Here is a 21,802-nt window from a genome sequence, read left to right as displayed (position 1 = left end):
TGATCGGTCGCCATGCCTGTTTATCAGGCTCAATATCGATAGCCCAACCCAAAGCGAGAAGTATGAGCTGGAATCAACGTATTCATCAGGCCCTGGAACAACGTAACGAACAACATCTGTTACGTCGCCGGGTATCCCTCGACAGCCCGCAACAAGCGGAAGTCGAGATTGATGGTCAACGTCTGATTAACTTCTGCTCCAACGACTATCTCGGCCTGGCCTGCGAAGGCGGTGATGCACTGGCCAAAGCGGCCAGCAAGTGGAATCTTGGCAGTGGTGCTTCCCATCTGGTATGTGGTCACTCAAGCGCTCACCACGGGTTGGAACAGGCGCTGGCCGATTACACCGGTTACCCTCGCGCCCTGCTGTTCTCCAGTGGTTTTATGGCCAATGTCGGAACCATCTCGGCGCTGGCACAACGCGGTGATCTGATCTTCCAGGATAAGTTAAACCATGCATCGCTGCTGGATGGCGCTCAACTGAGCCGCGCCAAACTGTTGCGTTATCGCCATTGTGATTACGCTCAGCTTGATGACATGCTGGCCAATGCGTCCGATGACAGCAGTGAAAAGCTGATCGTCAGTGACAGCATCTTCAGCATGGATGGTGATCTGGCCGACGTTGCTCAACTTGCCAATATCGCAGAGAAACATCAGTCGTTATTAATGATCGATGATGCCCACGGTTTAGGCATTCTCGGAGCAAAAGAAAACAATCAAGGGAATGGCGTTCGTGATCATTTTGGCCTGAGCCACCAGCAATTACCTGTTTATGTCGGCACATTGGGCAAAGCGTTAGGTGGCTACGGTGCTTTTGTCGCAGGAAGTGAAGAGCTGATCGATTATTTGGTGCAGTTCGCACGACCGTATATTTATACCACCGCGTTACCTCCGGCTCTGGCGGAAGCCATGTTGTTTAATCTGGAGTTAATGAAGCAGCCTGAACGACGTAACACGCTGAACCAGCATATTGAATATTTCCGCCAACAAGCGGAAAAACAGGCATTACCTTTAATGCCATCGGAATCCGCCATTCAGCCGTTATTAATCGGTGATGCTGATAAAGCCATGACAATCAGCGAACAACTGAAACAGCGTGGTTTATGGGTGAGTGCCATTCGCCCACCAACCGTTCCAGCAGGCAGTGCACGTTTGCGTATTACGCTGACCGCGGGTCACAGTCGTGAACAAATTGATCTACTGTTAAAAGCCCTTGCTGAGGTCATGCAATGAGCTGGACAGTATTAAACCAGGTTGAGTCTCAGACTCTTTACTGCTGGTTTCCCGGCTGGAGTTTTTCTGCCGAAGTTTTTTCGCCGCTTTATCAACAACTGCCAGGTTGTCATCTGGCTGCTGATTATATCGCTGCAGACAGCCTCGAACCGTACGCTGAAATTCTGGCTAACGATTTACAACAGATTTGTCTTCAGCAGTCGGCTGAACAAATCACCTTGATTGGCTGGTCATTAGGTGGTGCATTAGCGATTCATACCCTGAAGCAATTTCAGATGGTTTCTGATATTCCGGTTGCCTTGATCACCCTGGCAACCGGTGAGCGTTTTCTGCAGGAGCCTGAGGTTTCAGAACAAGGAATGGAACAGGAAACCTTTGCTGCTTTTTCTGAAAATTTGAAAAAATTCCCGGCCAAAACAACCAAACGTTTTTTAGGCTTGTGTACTCAATATGCAGATGCACCACGGGAATTAATGCGTGAGTTGGCGAATACTCAGCTGAGTGACGAAAAGACGTTAATCAAATCGTTAAGCTGGCTGAATTACCCAACTCTGCCGCAAGTTGATGCACTACAACGACACTGGTATTCAACGCAGGATGGTTTTAACCCTCGTCGTTTAACTCCGGCTTCGGAATCGTCACAAGCCAGTCATTGTTTCTTTTTAACAGAATCCGGCCAGAAGGAATTACTCAATTCGATACGATCCCTGCTATCTCAGGTGGATACAGGAGGAGCCTGTTAATGAAGGTTGTAAATATTGATTCGCTGTCTTCTCATAAAAAAAATGATGAAGGTCATTCTGCTCACAATGGCAGCCGCGATAAAAAACAGGTTGCCCGACAGTTCAGCCGTGCCGCACAAAGTTACGACAGTGCGGCAACGATTCAGCAACAGGCCATCGAGCGTTTATTAACTTTTATGCCTACTGCTGTTAATAAAGATCTGGGACATTGGCTGGATATTGGTTGTGGAACCGGCGCAGCGTTTGAACCATTGCTGGAAAAAGGCATTCAACATTTAACCGGTGTTGATCTGGCCGAAGGTATGCTGCAGTTCGCTCAGCAACAAAAATCAGATTCCGACATTATTAACCGCCTTGAATTTGTTCAGGCAGATGCTGACGATTTACCTTTCCACGACGGCAGTAAAAACGGCATTTTTTCCAGCCTGATGCTGCAATGGAGTGAAAACCCGTTACACACATTAAACGAATGGCAGCGGGTACTAAAACCGGGCTCTACTATGGCGATTGCCACTTTATTGCCGGGGACCCAGCAGGAATTAAGCGACGCCTGGCACGAAATTGATGAACGTCCACATGTGAATCAATTTGTCGAAAAACAGCGCCTGGTGGATATCTGTGCTCAGCTGAATCTGGAAATTATTACCCAGCATCAGGAATGCCTGACGGAGCATTATGATTCGTTAACGGAATTATTGCGCAGCTTAAAAGCCATTGGGGCGACTAACGTAAACTCTGGCCGAAAATCAGGTTTGGGTGGTCGTGCGGCATTAAAGCAGCTGGATCAGTTTTATCCGCGTGATAATAACGGCAAACTGCCGGTGAGTTATCAGGTATTTTGGCTGGTTTTACGCAAAGGCTAACCATATTCACAAGGCCGATACTTTCAGCCGCCGGATCGGTGGGCCATCCCTGGCCCTCGATCCTACCGCGACATCCTGTCGCTGCTATTGAAAGTATCGGCCTCGTAAATATTCGATGATCTGAATCTGTATTGTGGTGTTTGCTGCGAGACAGTCTGCCGCATGGACGCGGCAGCCGAGTTTACACGGACGTATTCACAACGTGTCGAGCAGTAAATATCACAATGCAGATTTAAAGAGGGAAATAATGAAACGCTACTTTATTACCGGTACTGACACTGACGCGGGCAAAACTCTAGTTTCCTCTGCCCTGCTGCAAAAAGCACAACAACAAGGCTTAACTACTTTTGGTCTAAAGCCGGTTGCCGCAGGTTGTGAATTAGCCGACAGCGATAACGGCAAAGAGTGGCAGAACGAAGATGCTCAATTGCTGCGCCAATACAGCACAGAACAACAATCTTATTCGACCCATAATCCGGTTGCTTTAGAAGCGGCTATTGCCCCACATATTGCCGCTGAATTAGAAAATAGCTCGCTATCGAAAGATGCACTGCTGAAAGCCTGCCGACCCGGGCTGAATGTCGAAGCAGATTTTCAGCTGGTCGAAGGTGCTGGCGGCTGGTTGGTACCCCTGAACAACACAGAAACTCTGGCGGACTTTGCCTGTGAATTAGAGGCCGAAGTTATTCTGGTGGTTGGTCTGCGCCTGGGCTGTATTAACCATGCATTACTGAGCGCACAAATGGTGCAAAACAGTGGCGCTAAGCTAGTCGGTTGGGTGGCTAATAGTCTGTCAGAAAATATGGAAGCCCAGGCGGGTAATCTGGCTTTTCTGACGCAGTGGTTCGATGAACAGAAGGTCAGTTTTATTGGTCATACACCCTTTATCAAAGGGATTGATCGCACAGATCCGGAACAGCTGCAAAAAATCACAGATTGCCTGACGCTGCCGTGAATATTGCGGGTGACGATTAATTCAGGGCTTTGCTATTATTAGTGAATTCTCAGCCGTGAAGCCGATCCATGGAAGACGCCATCAATATTGAACAGATTCAGCACTTTGTCCCGTTCGACGAATTATCCGAACAAGCGATCGAAGAGCTGATGCCTCATTTCCGTCAGCATGAACTGGGGGCAAAAAAGATTCTGTTTAAACGTGGTGTTCATGATGATGAATGCCACTTTTTACTGTCCGGCGAAATCGACCTGGCGGATGAAAGCTTTAATATCACCAAGGTAAAAGGTGATGACGATGAAAACTTTCTCGCCCTGGATGGCAGCCATCCGATTCATCGCTGTGCCGGCATTACCCAATCGGCGTGCACCTTCTTTTCGATCAAGCGCAAGTATCTGGAGTTAATCACCACCTGGGCGGAATTGCGCCAGTCTTATGAGCAGGAAGACGAGCAATCCGATTGGCTCGAAGCCCTGCTGACTTCCAACCTGTTCAATCGTATTCCTCCGGCGAATATCCAGCAGTTGCTGGCGAAGTTTAAGGAGCGAAGCGTAAAACTTGGTGAAGAAGTCATTAAAGAAGGCGACGAAGGCACCGAGTGTTACGTCATTAAAACCGGTAAAGCCGTCGTCACCCGAAAGCAAGGCAGTAAGCAGGAAACGCTCGCGGCCATATCCACAGGAAAGCTGTTTGGTGAAGATGCCCTGGTTAGTGCCATGCCACGTAATGCCAGCATTACCATGAGCAGTGACGGCGAGCTGATGGTATTAACCAAGGAAGATTTCGATACCCTGCTGAAGCAGCCAGTACTGGAATACCTTAATGAAGAACAACTGAAGCAGCTGATTGATGATGGCGACACCGGCACCGTCATTATCGACGTACGAACACCTCAGGAAGCATCAGCAAATCCGGTTCCACGCGCACGGAATATTCCGCTGGCGCAATTGCGTAGTCATCTCGACGAATTATCGAAAGAATTTGTCCATGTGTTAATGGGCGAAGGTCGTGGAGAAGCGGCGGCTTATATTCTCAGCGAAGCCGGTTTCCAGGCAAAAGTGCTGACGCTGGAGAATGAAGCACCTGAACACTCTTAAATCGTTTTCCGTGATTCAGCGGAGCACGACCATAAAAGCCACGCCATAAAAAGCCGACAATAAAAAAACCCGCCGTAGCGGGTTTTTTTATTGTCTGGATTTTCTTATCTGAGCAATCAGCCTTCCAGGTTATCCAGGAAGCGCTCAGCATCCAGCGCAGCCATACAACCGGTTCCGGCAGAAGTAATCGCCTGACGGTAGATATGATCCATCACGTCACCTGCAGCGAAGATACCTTCAATACTGGTTTGTGTTGCATTACCTTCGGTACCGCTTTGAACCTTCAGATAGCCATCTTTCATATCCAGCTGGCCGTCGAAAATACCGGTGTTCGGCTGGTGACCAATTGCCACGAAGATACCTTCTAAATCCAGCTCTTCAGTCTCACCGCTCTCACGGTTTTTGATACGCATACCGGTTACGCCCATGTCGTCACCCAGTACTTCATCCAGCTCGCTGTTCCACTTAATGGTAACGTTGCCGTTTGCCGCTTTATCCAGCAGTTTATCGGCCAGAATTTTTTCACTGCGGAAGCTGTCACGACGGTGAATCACAACCACTTCTTTAGCGATATTCGACAGGTACAGCGCTTCTTCAACAGCGGTGTTACCACCACCAATCACAGCAACACGCTTGTTGCGGTAGAAGAAACCATCACAGGTTGCACAAGCGGATACACCTTTACCTTTAAAGGCTTCTTCACTTTCCAGACCCAGGTATTTGGCAGAAGCACCAGTACAGATGATCAGGGAATCACAGGTGTATTCACCGCTGTCGCCCTTGAGGCGGAATGGACGCTGCTGCAGCTCCACTTCGTTAATCTGATCAAAGATAATTTCAGTGTCAAAACGCTCAGCATGGGCTTTCATACGCTCCATCAGCGCAGGACCCTGAACACCGTCGTTATCACCTGGCCAGTTATCAACATCGGTCGTTGTTGTCAGCTGACCACCCATCTGCATACCAGTAATCATCACAGGATTCAGATTAGCGCGCGCAGCGTAAACTGCTGCTGTGTAGCCCGCAGGGCCAGAACCGAGAATCAATAACTTAACGTGACGTGCTTCGCTCACCTTGGTGTCTCCAAATCCACAATATTCAAATTCGATCAGCATTATAGGGGTATTGATGGCGTGGCCCAATGACTTTCCCGGTCTGATCAAGACTAATATTGACCAAGCTTATCGCTATTGGTTTCAAGCGTTAAATTAATATTCCTAATCTATCTATATAGACAAGCTATTGCTGCGCAAAAATCAGCCTGACTTCTATACTTATAAAAATACAAGGAGTATCCCTTCCGCTGCTTGATTCAGGTACCTTGGTGTTACAAGTTACAAAGTAATCAGATAGCATTTTTTGTTGGTATTTCAGGAACTTAAAAAGTCATCAACAGAGCCGGATTGGATACGTCAATTCTTATGCGTTGTTGTCGTTCAGCTTCTGCTGCACCATAGCGTCGCAGGAAAAATCAACAATAAAAGGGTTGCCTCAACATGCAAAAGCGGCAAGAAATCCAGCAGAAGTCCCGGCTAGGAACACTGTTAATCCACAAAGGACTGATTACACGCCAACAACTGGATCAGGCTCTGACTCACCAGGCCAAAAGCGGAAAACGTCTGGGTGAGGTGTTAGTTGAAAACAACTGGATCACCGAGAAACAACTTAACAAGGTATTGAAGAAACAGTCACGCTACCGCCTGGTTGCTGCTGTGAGCGCCATGTTGTTAGGTCCGATTCAACCCTTTATGGCCAGCGCCAATGCTGCAATCGATGACAATCGCGCCATCGCTGAGCAAACTCTATCTGAACGTACCGGGCTACAAGCCATCTCCGACTCCGACCTGAGCGCTGTTACCGGTCAGTCGGTTGGTTCCAACTATGACAAACTGATCGACATTATTAACGGCAGTTCTTCTGCGGAAGACGACATGGCACTGACCAGCCTGGAATCGCTTGCCGGAGCGCTGATACCTGGAGCCAATCTGCTGGAAGCAGATATGGAAATCAGCGGCATCGAATACGAACCAGGTCCAAAGACCACCCTCAACGCTGACGGTTCTCTGGACGTTAAAGTACCAACTAAAATTAAACAGATTGCCTTTAAAAACGTTCGCGTTGCCGGCGCCACAGACTCTCATTTCGGGGATGTGACCATGAGCAACATTAACCTTGAAGGTGTCGACGTAAAAATCCGCTTACGCCCATAGTAATTCGCCAACACAAATAAAAAGCCGGGAAATGATATGTAACCATTCCCCGGCTTTTTCATGCCTGAAGAAAAGAGCTTATTTCAGGAATTTGCCAATCAGCTCTGCTTTCTGAGCATCAGATTGGGCTGCAATCTCAGTTAATTGCTGACGCTGGGAAGGCGTTAACGCGCTAGCATCCCAGTTCGATAAAATAGCGTTATTAACCAGATTTGAAGGCTCCTTTGCGATATGCTCAATCAACGATTGGCGATAATCAGGATTGCGACTTAGCACTGCACCGGACGCATAACGTTCTTTACTGGAGCCATTCGCCAGAGAATCCACCATTTTATTTTCCAATCCGGAAATATTGGCATTACCTGCCGCCAGGATTGCACTGGCAGACTGATTACCACCCTGCTCAATCGTGTCACTCAGTTGTCCTTTCAGACGATCCTGTAATCCGGATGTACTTTCACCCGCGGCTTCCAGAGTTTTAATCGTTGTGCCCATATTAATCAACGCGTTATTACGAACGTTAGCCGATTCATCAGTCTGATTAGCCAATGCCGAAAAACGATCAAACGACTGTTGAGTTACCTTGTCGTTACTCGACAGCGAAACCATCAACCTTACTTTCTGCAGATCCGCAGCCGTTCCCGCCTGTAACGGCATGGCGGCCAGGGTATCCAGCATAAAAGCTTCAGCGTCTTCACGACCCGTTAGTCCAAGCGCAAAAATTAAATCACGTTTCGTGGCGTCATCAAGATTGCCCTGCAACAAAGCATCGCGTGTATCATCGGCAGAAAAGTTATCCAGCATATAGTTAGCAGCCTGCTTCAGCGCCGCCACATCTTTACTGCTATCAAAGCCCGCAATGGCCTGCCACATTTGTTGCTCATTTTCGATCCCGGCAGTGACGTCATCACCATTAACCTGCTTAACATTCCAGTGATTACCGCTATTGGCGTAAGCACTGTAATCCAGCTGGCTGAGATCTTTTACCGCAGGAATTCGCTCAGCTTCTATACGAAAACGAATAAAGCCCTGGTGGCCCGCTGCCGTAATGGCCTGCTGCTCGTTCGATACCAGTGTTTTAGGTAAGCAGTGACTGTCCAGAGTCACCTGCCAGTCACTTTTGTACTCGTTAAAGGAGTTTACGAATTTATCGATATTAGCCGTTGTCGGGAACACTGCACGCTCGACGCTTCCACCATCATGACGATAACGATAAGTCCGCTGCATCGCGTCGTAGGGGAAAAAATAGTTATCACGGTCATTACCGACCGACAATGCCTTAATCAACTGAGACAAAATCGCCATTGGATGCCGCTCAATCAACCCCAGTGAATTAAACGAAGAAAACACCAGATATTGATCAGCATTGGCTTTGGTCAGAAACAATACATCGTGTAACGGTAAGTCTCCCTCACCTTCATTCACACGAATGTCGTCAGCAAGTCCTTTAACGACATTATCATTGGCTTGCTGTAAGTGCGCATTAAAGCGCAATCGTGAGTCATAAACAGCGCGATCATTTAATTCAGACGCAACTGTGACGGTGACCCGGTAAGCAACATTCAGGGATTGCCCGGCAGAACAGGAAAAAGCCATCAGTTGCCCGGAATCGTCCAGATCTTCGACATTCACGTATTCAGGCGCTCCGGTCGGTAGCGACTGAATATAAAGATAGAGTGCGCCAGCTGAGATCAGCAGCAGTGAGACAATTACAATTATTATTTTTTTCAGAATAGCCATGTCAAAACCTGATATAAAAAAAGCCCTTTGGCTGCTTATAAGAGCGGCAAAGGGCTTTATATCATGCTTAATACAGAGATGTACTAAACGTTCAGCAGATGATTACTGTGCAATCGCCTGAGATTCTTCACGTACAAACTCAACTGCATTGTCTTCTACGCCGGTCCATTTCAGATCAGCTTCGTCGCCAAATGCGTTGATATCGATACCTAATACTTTCAGGAAGGTGTTCACATAACCGTTACCTGAGCTCAGTTCACGCTTCAGAGTTTCGGTTTTGTAAGTTTCGTAGCCACCTTCGGACGCTTCACGCACACCTTCTTCAACGGTGTAAGGCATCGCCAGATCCATCACCCACAGTTTGAACTCAGCACCAATCTGCAGCAGATCCGGGATAAAGTTCAGGATAGAAGTGATGCGCAGGTATGCGGTAGAAGACAGCCACAGTTCCATGCGAGGAATCACTTCCAGGCTGGTGCTGTTTGCGTGCTGCACGTCGTTGATGATTACCGGAGGCTGAGCACGATCAACAACCGATTCCAGAGTTGTCTGAGCGCTCAGGGTGGTACCCACGGTGCCGTAGATACGGAATGGAATCAGCTCGTATACAGACACAGTCATAATACCCAGATCAACACCCGCCAACGCATGCAGTGCAGGATCGAAGCTACGGGTAGAGGCTTTAACTGTGATGCTTGGCTTCATCATCAGGCCAGCGGTTGCAACCGTACCATCATCCTCACAGCTCAGTTCGGCAGAGAAGTCGAACAGCACAGTGTCAGACAGAGTTGGTACAAACCAGGCTTTGTTTTCGTCTTTAATCTGATCAGAGATCGCACCAATAATAGCGCCACCAGCAGCATCAACGCCTAAACCACCCAGGTTTGCGGCATCAGGAACCGGCACACCGGCAAAACCTTCAATCGCGTCCAGACCACAAACGATTGGTGCAAAAGACATATCGGTTTTCAGAGTCGGAGTCTGACCTTCTGGCACAACGATACCGCCCTGACCAGCATTCGCCAGTGCAGCTGCGTGTTGATCACCAGCCTGGTTACGGATACGGCTTGCCATACCGGCACCAAAACGACCGAAACACATTGGACCCACACCTTTGAAGGTATCAGCACATGGCTCGTAACACAGACCAGCTTCGTTCACCTGACCAGATGGGCACTGCTTAACTTTGCGTTCCTGAATCCAGGATTTTTTAGTAATGGTTTTAGGCCACCATTTCCACAGCGTACAGAAAGCACCGGTGTCAGAATAACCCGGAGGGCACTGCTGCCAGCACACACCACCGACAGAGCTGAAGCCTGCAGGACAGTCTTTGGCACACAGACCAGCATTGTTGCTGTAACCGGTTGGACAAACACTCGGTATTTTGCCGACGCCGCGGCTGTAAGCCCATTCTTCAAATGGACGTTCAATTTTTTCAACACTGGTATCGATCTTATCTTTGACCTTACCAATAACAGACAGGAACTTGTTACCTTCGGATTCACCGCCAACCGCTTCAACTTCAACCGGGTAAATTGCGCCCTTGGAAGCATCGGTAGCAGCCATACCAACCTGAGTCAGCAATGCTAACGAGCAGATGGCGAACAGACGTGTGATGAGTTTCATTATTTTTATCCTCCACATTTTGTGGCAATAAATTATTAGTGTTGCGCTGTTGAGTCCAGCGTCAGAGGTGTGAATCTGTGCCAATAATCTACAATTTTAAGAATTGCGTATGACCAAATATGCCACCCTGAACTTTAGTACCATTTTTAAGAAAAGAGCAAAAAATAAGGCCACATCGCTGTGGCCTTAATCGTTACGCTTTTGGCGCGAGAGGTACCGGATTGCGAACTCCGGTTACCGGACCACCGGCTTCGCTGACACGGTTAGCGCCGTTGTCAGTTTTGTAGGAAACCTTGTGGTAATGAGCCGTACTTTGCTTCTCGATGGTATTAACGAAATACCAGTCAGCCTGAGCACGTTCTTCTGTTACATCCAGAATAAAGAAGCCGTGGTGAACCATTTCACAGTACTTCAGGTGTGGGCTGGACACTTTCAGAGCCGCAGCAGCAACGTCACCAATAACCGGAGGCAGAGCCGGAGAGGTTACCGACGGTGTTACGAACTCAACACCCAGAGAACCGTCACCGGTTTTGCCGTTGTATTTCTTACGATCGTATGGATCCTGTGCCAGATCAGCCACCCAGGTCGAGTGAATATCACCAGTCAGCACCACAAAGTTGTCGATGTTGTTGTCTTCCAGGTGGTTAAACAGACGACGACGGGTTTCGGTGTAGCCGTTCCAGGTATCCAGGAAGAAAGACGCACCACCGCCCAGCTTATCTGGCAGAGCAACCGGTCCGATGTGCTGGATCTGAACCTGCTGACCACAGATTTTCCACTTAGCATTCGAAACAGACAGTTGGTTGTGCAGCCACTGTTCCTGGTCGAAGCCCAGTAACGTACGGTTTGGATCGTGACGCTCTGACTGAGTGAAGAAACCAACCTGTTCATCACGGCCTTCAACACGGGTATCCAGAATCATCAGGTCAACCAGGTTACCGAATTGCAGTTTACGGTAAACCGCTTCCAGATCATCTGGCTGGTTACGGATTGGCATCCACTCAAAGTAAGCTTTTTTCGCCGCACGCTTACGCGCGTAGAAATCACCTTCGCTGTCATCGTGATTACCTGCACCGTCTTTATAGGTGTCGTTGGCAAACTCGTGGTCATCCCAGGTTACGATAAACGGGTACTGTTGGTGTACCGCCTGCAAATCCGGATCACGCTTGTACAGATTGTGGCGCTGACGATAATCCGACAGAGAAACGATCTCGTGTTTCGGCAGCAATGCACGCTCAGCTCGCAGGTCTTTATCGTCGTACTGACCTTCGCCGTATTCATAGATGTAATCGCCCAGGTGAACAACCGCATCCAGGTCGTTACGCTCAGCCAGCACTTTATAAACGTTAAAGTAACCGTGCGGGAAGCTGGAGCAGGAAACAACAGCCAGACGCAGACGATCCAGGCCCGTTTCTGCAGCAGTCTTGGTACGGCCAATGGCGGACTTTTTGTCACCCGCTTCAAACTGGTAGTAGTACCAGCTGTCTGGCATCAGGCCATCAACGTCTACTTTAACGGTGTAATCACGATCGGCATTGGTTGAGAAAGTACCACTGTTTACTTCATCGGTCATTTCTACGTCACGACAAATGCGCCATGTCACATCAATAGCTGCGTTTACTTTTGGTGAAATACGGGTCCAGATGATTACGCTGTTAGCCAACGGGTCACCGGAAGCAACGCCATGACCAAAATCGGCGATGTCTTTATTTGCCAATGGATCAGGCGTTGGCTTGGATGACATAGCAGCTGTTGGGCCAGCAACGGTAGCAGCGGCACCGGCCAAACCCAGATTTTTTAATAACGAACGACGAGAAACAGACATAACAACTCCCTTTGCGGCACTCTCTCAAATGCCGCTGTTTTTTAATTGTGGTGATTATTTGCGTAGTGTTCTGAACCGCTTACTGGCGGTTCAGGGTCTTGCTAAAGGCAGCTTCGTACTCGCCGCTTACCTTATCTACGGTATATGCGGTGCCACGGAACTCGTCGCCTTCAATTTCGATGTAGAAGAAACCTAACACGCCGTCTTTCTGCCAGTATGATGGGTTCTTCGTGCCTTTCAGATCACGGGTTTTTGCGCCAGCACCGGAAACGATGTGGAAGGTCTTGCCGCAGCTATCGGTTGGTTTCAGCCACTGCAGCTCATGGTCATGACCAGCGATCATCACATCAACACGGTCACACACATTGTCTTTTAAGAAGTTACGGTAAATCACACCTGCGCCCGGGAAGCCGTCATAGATACCAGCGTTACCGTGCTTACCATTAGACAGGTAGGCGTGGTGAGCGAAAGCAATTTTCCACGGAGCTGTTGAGTTCTGAATACCCAGATTGAACCAGTTCGCCTGCTTCTTGCGGTATGGGAATTGCCAGTATTCCGGGTCAGCATCCGCTACACCGGCTAACGGGTTAGAATCCAGAGCAAAGAATTCAACCAGTGGGTTCACATCACCCTTAGGTGCACTGAAGTTGTAGTAACGTGCTGGCATATTCCATTTATTGCTCGGGCGATCAGACTTGTAGTGATACGCCACCTGCACATCACCCTTGTCGTTGTTCAGACCGTCACCACCAATGATCCAGCTGTTATCGTGATTACCCAGCGCCATGTAGAACGGGAAGTTCAGATCTTTGTAGGGATCTTCGAATTTGGTTTTGAACTGAATGTCGTCGGTTGAATCAGCACCCGACTCATAGACGTTATCACCGAGGCCAATTGCAAAGTCACAACCACGCTGCTCACAGACATCTTTCATGACCGCAGCCACTTTGTACTGACCGTCTTCACCGGTACCCATATCACCAATAGCGATAAAGCGAACCACTTTACCCGGAGCTGGTGTTGGTTCTGGTGCAGGGGCTGGTTTCTTCGACATGGCGACTGCCGTTGAGCTCATCAAGGTCGCAGCGATCATGCTGGACAAGATCACGTGGTTCATTATTGTATCTCCGGTGAGTTTTGATGCGGCGCAGATTAGCGGCCAAATGTTACATCAATGTTATTGTTATATTTCATACATTCTTCTGACCCAGATATTACTCAGCAGAATGTCATCAGACCGAATCTGAGCATATCTGCTGAAGCCTTTAAAGGACGTCCCGAGCCAATATGAACACTCGTGCCACTTTCATTATGGACGCCTCCGTCATTGCCATGAATCGTCTGTATAAAGCCAGCCAGGACAGTGGCCGCGCTGCACCTCATAATCGTCTGATCGGCCTGCAACAGCAGGATGAATTAGTCTGCGGGGCTCGGTTAGTGGAATACTCACAACACTGGCTGTTACGTAATCTGTGCACCCTGCCATCCCGGCGACAACAGGGGTTGGCGGCTTCACTATTGCAGCAACTGCCTAAGCTGGAACTGAGCAAGCCCATCATTACCTTTCCGCTGCCACATCTGGATGCTTTTTATCTTAAGCATGGTTTCGCCCCTTACGACCCACAACAGCTGTGCCCGCAACTGCAGCAACTGTTGCGACAAACCCGACGTAAGCACAGCGGCATTCAAGCCATGGTAAGCCAGCCACAACTCGGATAGACTCCGGCGCCTCTCACATGTGATCCACCTCGTTTATGCATGTGCAGAAGCATTCAGCAATACCATTGAAATAAGATTAAGCAGAAGACATTCGTTATGGCTAAGAACAACAAACTCAGTAAAGCAGTTGGCTTCGTTCAGAAATTACCGAAGTCCTGGCAAACACCGGCTCTGTCCTTCGTGATGGGCAGAGTGATTCCATTCGCTGGCACTTCCGGTACCCGCGTTGAAAAGCTGACACCGAACGAGTGTGTCATCGTAATGCGCAATAAAAAGAAGGTTCAGAACCACATTGGCTCGGTACACGCTGCCGCCATGGGCCTGCTGGCTGAATCCGCTACCGGCTTTATGACCGGTATGACGGTTCCGGATGATCGCATCATTGTGATCCGTACCATGGAGCTGGAATATCAGAAGCGTGCGACCGGCGATATGAAAGCTGTTGCCAGCTTCTCGGATGAGCAGGTGAAGTTTATCCAGGACAACCCGAAGGGCGACATCTCTGTACCGGTTGTTATTACTGACGCCACCGGCACCGAAACCGTTAAGGCGACCATGGTTTGGGCCTGGACGCCGAAGAAGAAGTAATTCTTCGCTATCAGCGCCCGGTTTTAATACCGGGTTGCTGCCTGTTTTTATCGAGTAAAAACTCAGCAAACGCCCGTTTTCCCCAATCTCCCGCCTTCAGCGCTGATTTTGAGCAAATTAACCACAATGTCATACACACTTGCGGCTTCTGCGTATTGTGTTCTCAGCAGTTACCGCCGACAATAGCCGGTTTTGACGAACTGGTCAGATAACTCGCCAGATTCCAATAACTTACGGCATAGTGTGCATGAACGACTCCAAAACGGCCCTTCAACTGATAGACATCCATAAATCCTATGGTGAGCTTGAAGTTCTGAAAGGTGTCAGCCTTGAAGCCAATACCGGCGACGTTATTTCCATTCTCGGTTCCAGTGGCTCAGGCAAAAGTACCCTGCTGCGTTGTATCAACCTGCTTGAAAAGCCTAATCAGGGCCAGATCATTATTGGCGGTGAAGAGTTAGGTCTGAAAACCAACAAACAGGGCGAACTGGATGCCAGCAATCATAAGCAGCTGGAAAACATGCGCTCTCGTCTGGGCTTTGTATTCCAGCAGTTTAACCTCTGGCCACACATGACAATTCTGCAGAACATCATCGAAGCACCGGTGAACGTTCTGAAAATGCCAAAAGCGGAAGCCATTGAGCGTGCCCGCGAACTACTGAAGAAAGTAGGACTGGCCGACAAAGAACACGTCTATCCCGGCAACTTATCCGGCGGACAGCAACAACGTGTCGCGATTGCCCGTACCCTGGCGATGGACCCTCAGGTATTACTGTTTGACGAACCAACTTCGGCCCTCGACCCGGAGCTGGTGAACGAAGTGCTGGCAGTGATGCGCGAACTGGCCGATGAAGGCCGAACCATGCTGATTGTGACTCACGAGATGCGCTTTGCCCGCGAAGTATCCAGCAAAGTGGTGTTCCTGCATCAGGGCCAGATCGAAGAGATCGGTACTCCGGAACAGGTATTCGATAACCCACAGTCGCAGCGTGTCCGCGACTTTATGGCCAGCCACCAGTAATCTGGTGGTGTAATAAAGAAAGTGTCGTAATAACGGTTGTTGACATAAACAGCGTCGGCCAGGCTGACGTTTAAAAAATAACTCTAAGCAAATAACTACTCTGAGGAATGATTATGATCCGTAAACTGATGACCGCCGGTATCGTACTGGCTTCTCTGTTTACTGCACCAGCAACTCTGGCTGCAGATAAAATCCGCATCGCAACAGAAGGTGCTTACGCGCCGTTCAACATGGTTGATAAGAATGGTGCACTGGTTGGTTTTGACGTTGATATCGCCAAAGCGCTGTGTGCTGAAATGAAAGCAGACTGTGAAATTGTTGCCCAGGATTGGGACGGTATTATCCCGGGTCTGCGTGCTCGTAAATACGACGCCATCATTGCTTCCATGTCAATCACCAAAGAGCGTCTGCGTGTTGTCGACTTCTCTGAAAAATACTACTCCAACGTATTGGCGTTTGTTGGCCCGAAAGGCAAGGCGCTGGATACTTCTGAAGAAGGTCTGAAAGGTCTGACTGTTGGCGCTCAGCGTGCCACCATCGCCGGCCAGCGTCTGGAAGATGTTTATGGTGACGTGGTTAAAGTAAAACTGTACGACACCCAGGACAACGCATACCTGGATCTGAATTCAGGTCGTTTGGATGCCATCCTGTCGGATAAATTCCCGGCTTACGACTGGCTGCGTACCGAAGACGGTAAAGGCTTCGAATTTAAAGGCGCTGACATCGATATCGACGACCAGATTGGTATCGCCGTTCGTAAAGGCGACAAGCTGAAGAACAAACTGAGCGCTGCGATTAAGGCCATCGTTGAGAACGGTACTTACGCAAAAATTAACGCTAAGTACTTCCCGTTCGACATTTACTAAGTTAAACCGAACTGAAATCAGCCCGGCTTCTTAACAGGAGCCGGGCTGATTTTTTTCATTTATCTGCAGGATTCCACTATGGATCTACAAGGCTTTGGCCATTTGCTGCTTAGCGGCGCCTGGATGACGATACAACTGGCACTCGCCAGCCTTGTTATTGGTCTGATCATCGGCTTGATTGGTGCTTCAGCGAAACTTTCAAACAATCGTGTAGCCCGTGGTTTGGCCACGACTTACACCACTGTTGTGCGTGGTGTACCTGAGTTGTTACTGGTTTTAACCCTGTATTTTGGTGGTTCACAGATTTTAATGTGGATTGCCGGTTATTTTGGCTACGACGAATACATTGAAGTCGGGCCGTTTGCCGCCGGCGTTGCCGCGCTGGCTATTGCCTTTGGTGCCTATGCCACCGAAGTGTTCCGTATGGCGATGCTGGAAATCCCCAAAGGCCAGTGGGAATCTGCCCAGGCCATTGGCATGACCCGCTTCCAGACTTTCTTCCGCATTATTATGCCGCAATTGTGGCGCTACTCCCTGCCGGGACTGGGCAATCTGTTCCAGGTGTTATTAAAAGATACCGCACTGGTTTCTGTGGTGGGCTTAAATGAATTAATGCGCCAGGCAGCGGTGGGAGCTGCGAACACCAAACAGCCTTTTGACTTCTATTTAGCGGCGGCGGTGTTGTATCTGGGCCTGACATTAATTGCGACATTTGTTACGGCTTATCTGGAGCGTTTAAGTAAGCCAGAGCAATACAAGCAGGCCAAACTCAGTGGAGGTAAAGCATGAACTGGGAATGGGACGTTATCTGGCAATATCTGCCAAAACTGATGGAAGGTGCGTGGTTGACACTGGAACTGGTTTTTGTTTCGGGTTTGATTGGTATTGTTCTCGCCGTACCACTGGCATTAATGCGTGCGTCGGAAAATACCTGGTTACGCGCTCTACCTGTCGGTTATATTTTCTTCTTCCGCGGCACCCCTCTGCTGGTACAAATCTTCCTGATTTATTACGGAGCATCACAGTTTGATGTGGTTAAAGAATCCTGGATGTGGCCAATTCTGCGTGAGCCATACTGGTGTGCCATTATTGCTTTTTCACTGAATACTGCGGCTTATAGCGCCGAACTGATCCGTGGTGCCATTCAGGCGATTCCGAAAGGTGAAATTGAAGTGTCTCAGGCACTGGGGATGAGCAAGCCAACCATGATTCGCCGCATTATTCTGCCGCGTGCTTTTGGTATTGTATTCCCGGCTTACGGCAACGAATTATTACTGATGCTGAAAGGCAGCGCTCTGGCTTCCACCATCACCCTGCTGGATTTAACCGGTATGGCGCGAACCATTATCGCCCGTACTTATACACCGCTGGAGATGTTCTTTGCGGCTGGCATGGTCTACCTGCTTATTGCGGCAGTGATGATTGGTTGCTTTAAATTGCTGGAGCACAAAATTAATCGTTACCAGTTCTATAAACCGGATACGGCAAAATAAGCGTTATTCGCAACACACATCGCCTCTTACGTTTACGCGTAAGGGGCGTTTTTGTATCTGTCTTTAAAGTATTGGCCCCTGTTATTTGGGCGCAACGAAATAAAACAATCTCAGCTTTGACAATTCAAAGTGATGAAAGATACCGTTACAGACATCGCGCCGACCCAGGTCGCGATTAACAATAAAAACAACAGGTATCGATATGAGCACACAGAATCTGGAACGCTGGCACTCAGTCGTTTTTAATGGCGACCTGAAACTCCTGAGCCAGATCCTCGACGATAACGTCGAGTTTCACTCCCCAACCCTTTGGGCGCCCAAAGTTGGTAAGCCGATTACCCAATATATCCTGCAAATGGTATTGGATATCTTCGAAGACTTTGAGTATCACCGCCAATGGGTCGATGGTAATAACATGGCACTGGAATTTTCTGCCCGGGTCGATGATAAGCAGATTAAAGGGATCGACTTAATTCAGTGGGACGACAACGGCAAAATCATTCATTTTGAAGTCATGCTGCGACCAATGAATGGCCTGCAAGTGATGTTTGATAAAATGACCGAACGCCTGCAGCAGGCAGGATTTATTCCTAAGCCCTGACACCGTTAGATATCCGACATAAAAAAACCGGCTTTGATCAAAAATCAAAGCCGGTTTTTGCTTTTATACAAGCTGAAAGCTTATAACGTACCCGCCATATATTCGCGACGTTTACGCTCTCCTTCGATGTAAGCTAACCATTGGTTTGCCATTTTCTTAGAGCTTTCAAACTCAGAAGCTGCTTCAAAAGCGCCCTGCGCGTCTGCCAGGTTATCTAGGTTAAATAACACTAATCCGCGTAACACCTGAGCATCGGCTTTCTTGTTAAAGTCGGCATCGTTCAGCGCGGAGTCGACATTGCTCAGTGCCTGATCCCACTCCTGACGCTCGGTATGAATCTGTGCCAGTTTGTAGAAGTCTTTACCGGAAGAAGACATCTTCGCTGCCTGGGTCATAACCTTGATGGCGTTGTCGTATTCTTTAGCGATCATCCACGCATCACCCAACAGCGACAGGTTTTTCGCATTAATCTCGATCTGCTCGGCTTTCATACCGTCCGCCAGAATCTTAGCCGCTTTATAAGGCACTTCCTGGCCTAACAAAGCCTGGGCCAGATTTACCAGTTCAGACTCGTTGGTCAGCAGGTTTTGCTCATGTGCCGCTTCAAGCGCTGACAGCTCTTTTAATGGCATATTTAATTCACTGTACACCGCCGCCAGCTGTACCCAGTACTGAGCCTTTGGGTACAGAGTTGCCAGATCCTGAAGACAACGTGCCAGCGATTTAAAATCTTTATTCTGGTAATACACCGCACGTTCCAGCATCAGCCAGTTTTCACGAGGATTTTTACCTTTAGCTTTTTCACCGGCAATCGCCACTTTTACATCTGGCAGCGCTTTTTTGTATTGCTCGAGCTGGAAATAAATCTGAGCACGCAAAATGTGGGCTTCACCGCTTGGCTTTTCTACCAGAGAGAACCATTCGTTCAGTGGCTTCAGTGCTGCCTGATAGTTTTCCTGCATCAGATACAACTTGGCAATGCTGTAGAGTGTGCCCTGCATCAGGCTGTCAGGAATTTTCTTATTCGCAACCACCTTCTCATACGACTGAATCGCGGCGTCATAGTTTTCCTGGTTAAAGTGCACGTAAGCGAACATGTTATGCGTCATCGCTTTTTCATAACTGTTACGCTTACGCTTTTCCAGAGACGTCAGAGTTTCCAGCGCTTCATCGTATTTTTTTTCATCCGCCAATACGCGAGCTTCTTCAAGCTTCTTGTAGATTTTCGGGCGTAAAGTCTGAGCGCGCTTTACGCGACGCTTCTTCTTTTTTTCAACCTGCTTCTCAGCGTTTTCGCCACCCGATTGAGCGGCATAAACCTGACTGACGGGTGCAGTCGCAAAAGACAGCACCAATACCATGGCGACGAGTGCTTTTACGGACAGAGCTTTTGATGACACGGTAGCAACCGGAAATTTCATAACGGCCTCCTGTTACCTTTTCTTTTTGCTGCTTTTATCAAGCTCAAAGCGAATAATGTTACGCACACCGGTGACTTCGATGGCTTTTCCATTTTCGATTTTTGGCTTGTACTTAAACTTTTTCGCGGCATTTAATGCAGCGCGATTAAAGATATTTGGTGGATCAGCTTCGATCACCATTGGGTTAATCACAGTACCCAGCTTGGATACGGTAAATTCAACCACGACATAACCTTCGATGCCTTTTTGCGCCGCACGGCGCGGGTAGGTTGGCGCAACTTTAACGATAGGCAAATATTCACCATCACCAGAACCACCACCTAAACCAGCATCAACATTTAAATCGGCGCCAATGTCAAAACCACCAATATCAAAACCGTCGGTTGATGCCTGGGCCAGATCCGGCGCTGGCATATCCGGTTTTGGTGGCTCTTGTGGCGGAGCCGGTGGTTTTTGTGGTTTGCGCTCTTTGGTCTGAACGTCATCATCCGGTTTTTGCATTACAAAACTTTCAATGCGACCGAAATCCTGTTCATTCAGCACCGAACCTCCGCTGCTGATCAGGCTTTGCATCACCCAAAACACCGCGAAGGTTGCAACACCGGCAACCGCCAGCGCTGAACCAAAACGAACCAGGGAGGACTGCAACATGCTAGTTTGCCTCCGTGGACAACGACACGTCGTAGACACCAGCTGCACGTGCAGCATCCATTACCGCAACTAATTTAGCGGTTTTGGCTTCTTCATCGGCCTGAATAACCACCGAACCCTGTGGATTTTCGGCACGCAAACGTTCGATATTGGCACGAACCTGAGATTCATCCACACGACGTTTATCAATCCAGATTTCACCGATGTCATTAATCGCAATCAGAATGTTGGCACGTGGCTTAGCTTGCGCAGTGCTGGCATCCGGACGATTCACTTCAATACCGGATTCTTTTACAAAAGAAGCGGTAACAATAAAGAAGATCAGCATGATAAAAACCACGTCCAGCATCGGAGTGATATCGATTTCGCCGTCTTCAGCTTCCTGAGCGATGTTTGAAAAACTACGTCTCATAATTTCATTCTCATTTTTAGGCACTTCTGATTCAGTGCCTATAACCTTTGTTTAAGGAGCGTTTCCGAGGCAGTTGATACAAGACACCTTTCAAAGATGTGCACGCTAATAACTTTGAAGAAAGCGGAGCTTACTGTTGTAAGTGAGCATTTCGAAAAAATTTTTAACGCCGTAGCAGCAACGCAGGTAGCTCCCTTTACTTAGTGGTCAAAAGTTAATTGATCTTCAAGGTGAATTTTTTCACGCTTGATATAACGGTCTAATAACGATTGGGCGAACACCCCGGTAATGGCGCCAACCATACCTGCCATAGTCGGAATCGTTGCTTTGGAAATACCGGATGCCATCGCTTTCGGACTGCCGTTACCAATAAACGCCATCACATCGAATACTTCGATCATGCCGGTTACTGTGCCTAACAAGCCGAATAACGGTGCCAGGCCAATCGCCATTTTGATGGTGCTCATATTGGCAGTCAGATCGCTGCTGAGCTTGCCAATCAGATCCTGACGAATCTGATGGGCATGCCAGGAAGTGCGCTCTGCACGGCCTTCCCATTCTGAAACGGCTTTTTTCAGATCGGAGCGGTGTACAAAAGAGAAGAACACCACACGCTCTAAAATCAGCAGCCACAGGATAAAAATCAGTCCGAAGATGCCGTAGAGGATGATTCCTCCACGCTCCATAAACAGATAGACCGGTTCGTAAATTTCAGTGAACATCTATCTCACCAATCCGC

The 21,802-nt window shown here is 48.5% G+C and carries 22 protein-coding genes; 13 read left to right on the top strand and 9 right to left on the bottom strand.

The window, feature by feature from the left end:
- Positions 1-62 precede the first annotated feature (62 nt).
- From bioF to ACOQOZ_RS20140, 5 genes are all read left to right on the top strand, one after another.
- The gene (bioF, locus tag ACOQOZ_RS20160; RefSeq protein WP_420589949.1) at positions 63-1,232 is read left to right on the top strand and encodes an 8-amino-7-oxononanoate synthase; all 1,170 of its coding nucleotides are present in this window, start codon (positions 63-65) and stop codon (positions 1,230-1,232) included.
- Complete coding sequence (locus ACOQOZ_RS20155) at positions 1,229-1,975, top strand: thioesterase domain-containing protein (RefSeq protein ID WP_420589948.1); 747 nt, start codon at positions 1,229-1,231, stop codon at positions 1,973-1,975. Before bioF ends, ACOQOZ_RS20155 begins: the two co-directional genes overlap by 4 nt.
- Positions 1,975-2,838: a malonyl-ACP O-methyltransferase BioC gene (bioC, locus tag ACOQOZ_RS20150; RefSeq protein WP_420589947.1), complete on the top strand. Its 864-nt coding sequence runs from the start codon at positions 1,975-1,977 to the stop codon at positions 2,836-2,838. Before ACOQOZ_RS20155 ends, bioC begins: the two co-directional genes overlap by 1 nt.
- A 247-nt stretch (positions 2,839-3,085) precedes the next feature.
- Entirely contained in the window at positions 3,086-3,793 is a 708-nt protein-coding gene (gene bioD, locus ACOQOZ_RS20145) for a dethiobiotin synthase (protein WP_420589946.1), read from the top strand.
- Positions 3,794-3,861: 68 nt separating this feature from the next.
- Positions 3,862-4,890: a cyclic nucleotide-binding domain-containing protein gene (locus ACOQOZ_RS20140; protein WP_420589945.1), complete on the top strand. Its 1,029-nt coding sequence runs from the start codon at positions 3,862-3,864 to the stop codon at positions 4,888-4,890.
- 116 nt (positions 4,891-5,006) lie between these two features.
- Here the strand turns inward: ACOQOZ_RS20140 and trxB are convergent, their stop codons facing one another.
- Entirely contained in the window at positions 5,007-5,963 is a 957-nt protein-coding gene (gene trxB / locus ACOQOZ_RS20135; RefSeq protein ID WP_255857283.1) for a thioredoxin-disulfide reductase, read from the bottom strand.
- Between the two features lie 423 nt (positions 5,964-6,386).
- On the opposite strand from trxB, the gene ACOQOZ_RS20130 reads away from it, so the two are divergent.
- Complete coding sequence (locus ACOQOZ_RS20130; protein ID WP_420589944.1) at positions 6,387-7,100, top strand: hypothetical protein; 714 nt, start codon at positions 6,387-6,389, stop codon at positions 7,098-7,100.
- A 78-nt stretch (positions 7,101-7,178) separates the two neighbouring features.
- On the opposite strand, the gene ACOQOZ_RS20125 is transcribed toward ACOQOZ_RS20130, so the two are convergent.
- The 4 genes from ACOQOZ_RS20125 to ACOQOZ_RS20110 form a co-directional block, all read right to left on the bottom strand.
- Positions 7,179-8,840 (bottom strand): hypothetical protein, encoded by a 1,662-nt coding sequence (locus ACOQOZ_RS20125; protein ID WP_420589943.1) that lies wholly within the window; start codon positions 8,838-8,840, stop codon positions 7,179-7,181.
- Between the two features lie 102 nt (positions 8,841-8,942).
- Entirely contained in the window at positions 8,943-10,466 is a 1,524-nt protein-coding gene (locus ACOQOZ_RS20120; RefSeq protein WP_420589942.1) for a hypothetical protein, read from the bottom strand.
- A gap of 193 nt (positions 10,467-10,659) precedes the next feature.
- Entirely contained in the window at positions 10,660-12,291 is a 1,632-nt protein-coding gene (locus ACOQOZ_RS20115; protein WP_420589941.1) for an alkaline phosphatase D family protein, read from the bottom strand.
- Positions 12,292-12,370: 79 nt separating this feature from the next.
- Positions 12,371-13,408, bottom strand: a complete 1,038-nt coding sequence (locus tag ACOQOZ_RS20110) for a metallophosphoesterase (protein ID WP_420589940.1) — start codon at positions 13,406-13,408, stop codon at positions 12,371-12,373.
- Between the two features lie 170 nt (positions 13,409-13,578).
- On the opposite strand from ACOQOZ_RS20110, the gene ACOQOZ_RS20105 reads away from it, so the two are divergent.
- The 7 genes from ACOQOZ_RS20105 (at position 13,579) to ACOQOZ_RS20075 (ending at position 18,579) form a co-directional block, all read left to right on the top strand.
- Positions 13,579-14,010 carry a GNAT family N-acetyltransferase gene (locus tag ACOQOZ_RS20105; protein ID WP_420589939.1) on the top strand — a complete coding sequence of 144 codons (432 nt, stop codon included), beginning with the start codon at positions 13,579-13,581 and terminating at the stop codon, positions 14,008-14,010.
- Between the two features lie 96 nt (positions 14,011-14,106).
- Positions 14,107-14,598: a DUF4442 domain-containing protein gene (locus ACOQOZ_RS20100; RefSeq protein ID WP_420589938.1), complete on the top strand. Its 492-nt coding sequence runs from the start codon at positions 14,107-14,109 to the stop codon at positions 14,596-14,598.
- A gap of 247 nt (positions 14,599-14,845) precedes the next feature.
- On the top strand, positions 14,846-15,619 hold the full coding sequence (locus tag ACOQOZ_RS20095) for an ABC transporter ATP-binding protein (protein WP_420589937.1): 774 nt from the start codon (positions 14,846-14,848) through the stop codon (positions 15,617-15,619).
- Between the two features lie 113 nt (positions 15,620-15,732).
- Positions 15,733-16,485, top strand: a complete 753-nt coding sequence (locus ACOQOZ_RS20090; protein ID WP_420589936.1) for a transporter substrate-binding domain-containing protein — start codon at positions 15,733-15,735, stop codon at positions 16,483-16,485.
- A gap of 78 nt (positions 16,486-16,563) precedes the next feature.
- Positions 16,564-17,274, top strand: a complete 711-nt coding sequence (locus ACOQOZ_RS20085) for an ABC transporter permease (RefSeq protein WP_420589935.1) — start codon at positions 16,564-16,566, stop codon at positions 17,272-17,274.
- Complete coding sequence (locus ACOQOZ_RS20080; protein ID WP_420589934.1) at positions 17,271-17,978, top strand: ABC transporter permease; 708 nt, start codon at positions 17,271-17,273, stop codon at positions 17,976-17,978. Before ACOQOZ_RS20085 ends, ACOQOZ_RS20080 begins: the two co-directional genes overlap by 4 nt.
- Before the next feature lie 202 nt (positions 17,979-18,180).
- Positions 18,181-18,579: a nuclear transport factor 2 family protein gene (locus ACOQOZ_RS20075; protein WP_420589933.1), complete on the top strand. Its 399-nt coding sequence runs from the start codon at positions 18,181-18,183 to the stop codon at positions 18,577-18,579.
- A gap of 80 nt (positions 18,580-18,659) precedes the next feature.
- Here the strand turns inward: ACOQOZ_RS20075 and ACOQOZ_RS20070 are convergent, their stop codons facing one another.
- The 4 genes from ACOQOZ_RS20070 to ACOQOZ_RS20055 all read right to left on the bottom strand — a co-directional run bounded on the left by ACOQOZ_RS20070 (position 18,660) and on the right by ACOQOZ_RS20055 (position 21,785).
- A complete protein-coding gene (locus ACOQOZ_RS20070; protein ID WP_420589932.1) occupies positions 18,660-20,000 on the bottom strand; it encodes a tetratricopeptide repeat protein in 1,341 nt (446 codons plus the stop codon).
- Positions 20,001-20,012: 12 nt separating this feature from the next.
- Positions 20,013-20,651: an energy transducer TonB gene (locus ACOQOZ_RS20065; protein ID WP_420589931.1), complete on the bottom strand. Its 639-nt coding sequence runs from the start codon at positions 20,649-20,651 to the stop codon at positions 20,013-20,015.
- A gap of 1 nt (position 20,652) precedes the next feature.
- A complete protein-coding gene (locus tag ACOQOZ_RS20060) occupies positions 20,653-21,063 on the bottom strand; it encodes an ExbD/TolR family protein (RefSeq protein WP_420589930.1) in 411 nt (136 codons plus the stop codon).
- Positions 21,064-21,263: 200 nt separating this feature from the next.
- The gene (locus ACOQOZ_RS20055) at positions 21,264-21,785 is read right to left on the bottom strand and encodes a MotA/TolQ/ExbB proton channel family protein (RefSeq protein ID WP_068660499.1); all 522 of its coding nucleotides are present in this window, start codon (positions 21,783-21,785) and stop codon (positions 21,264-21,266) included.
- Positions 21,786-21,802: the final 17 nt, after the last annotated feature.

This window comes from Bacterioplanoides sp. (assembly GCF_965219715.1).
In the GTDB taxonomy this organism is placed as follows: Bacteria; Pseudomonadota; Gammaproteobacteria; order Pseudomonadales; family Oceanobacteraceae; genus Bacterioplanoides.
The sequence above is the reverse complement of the archived record's forward strand: the minus strand, read 5'-3'. Positions and strand labels throughout refer to the sequence as shown.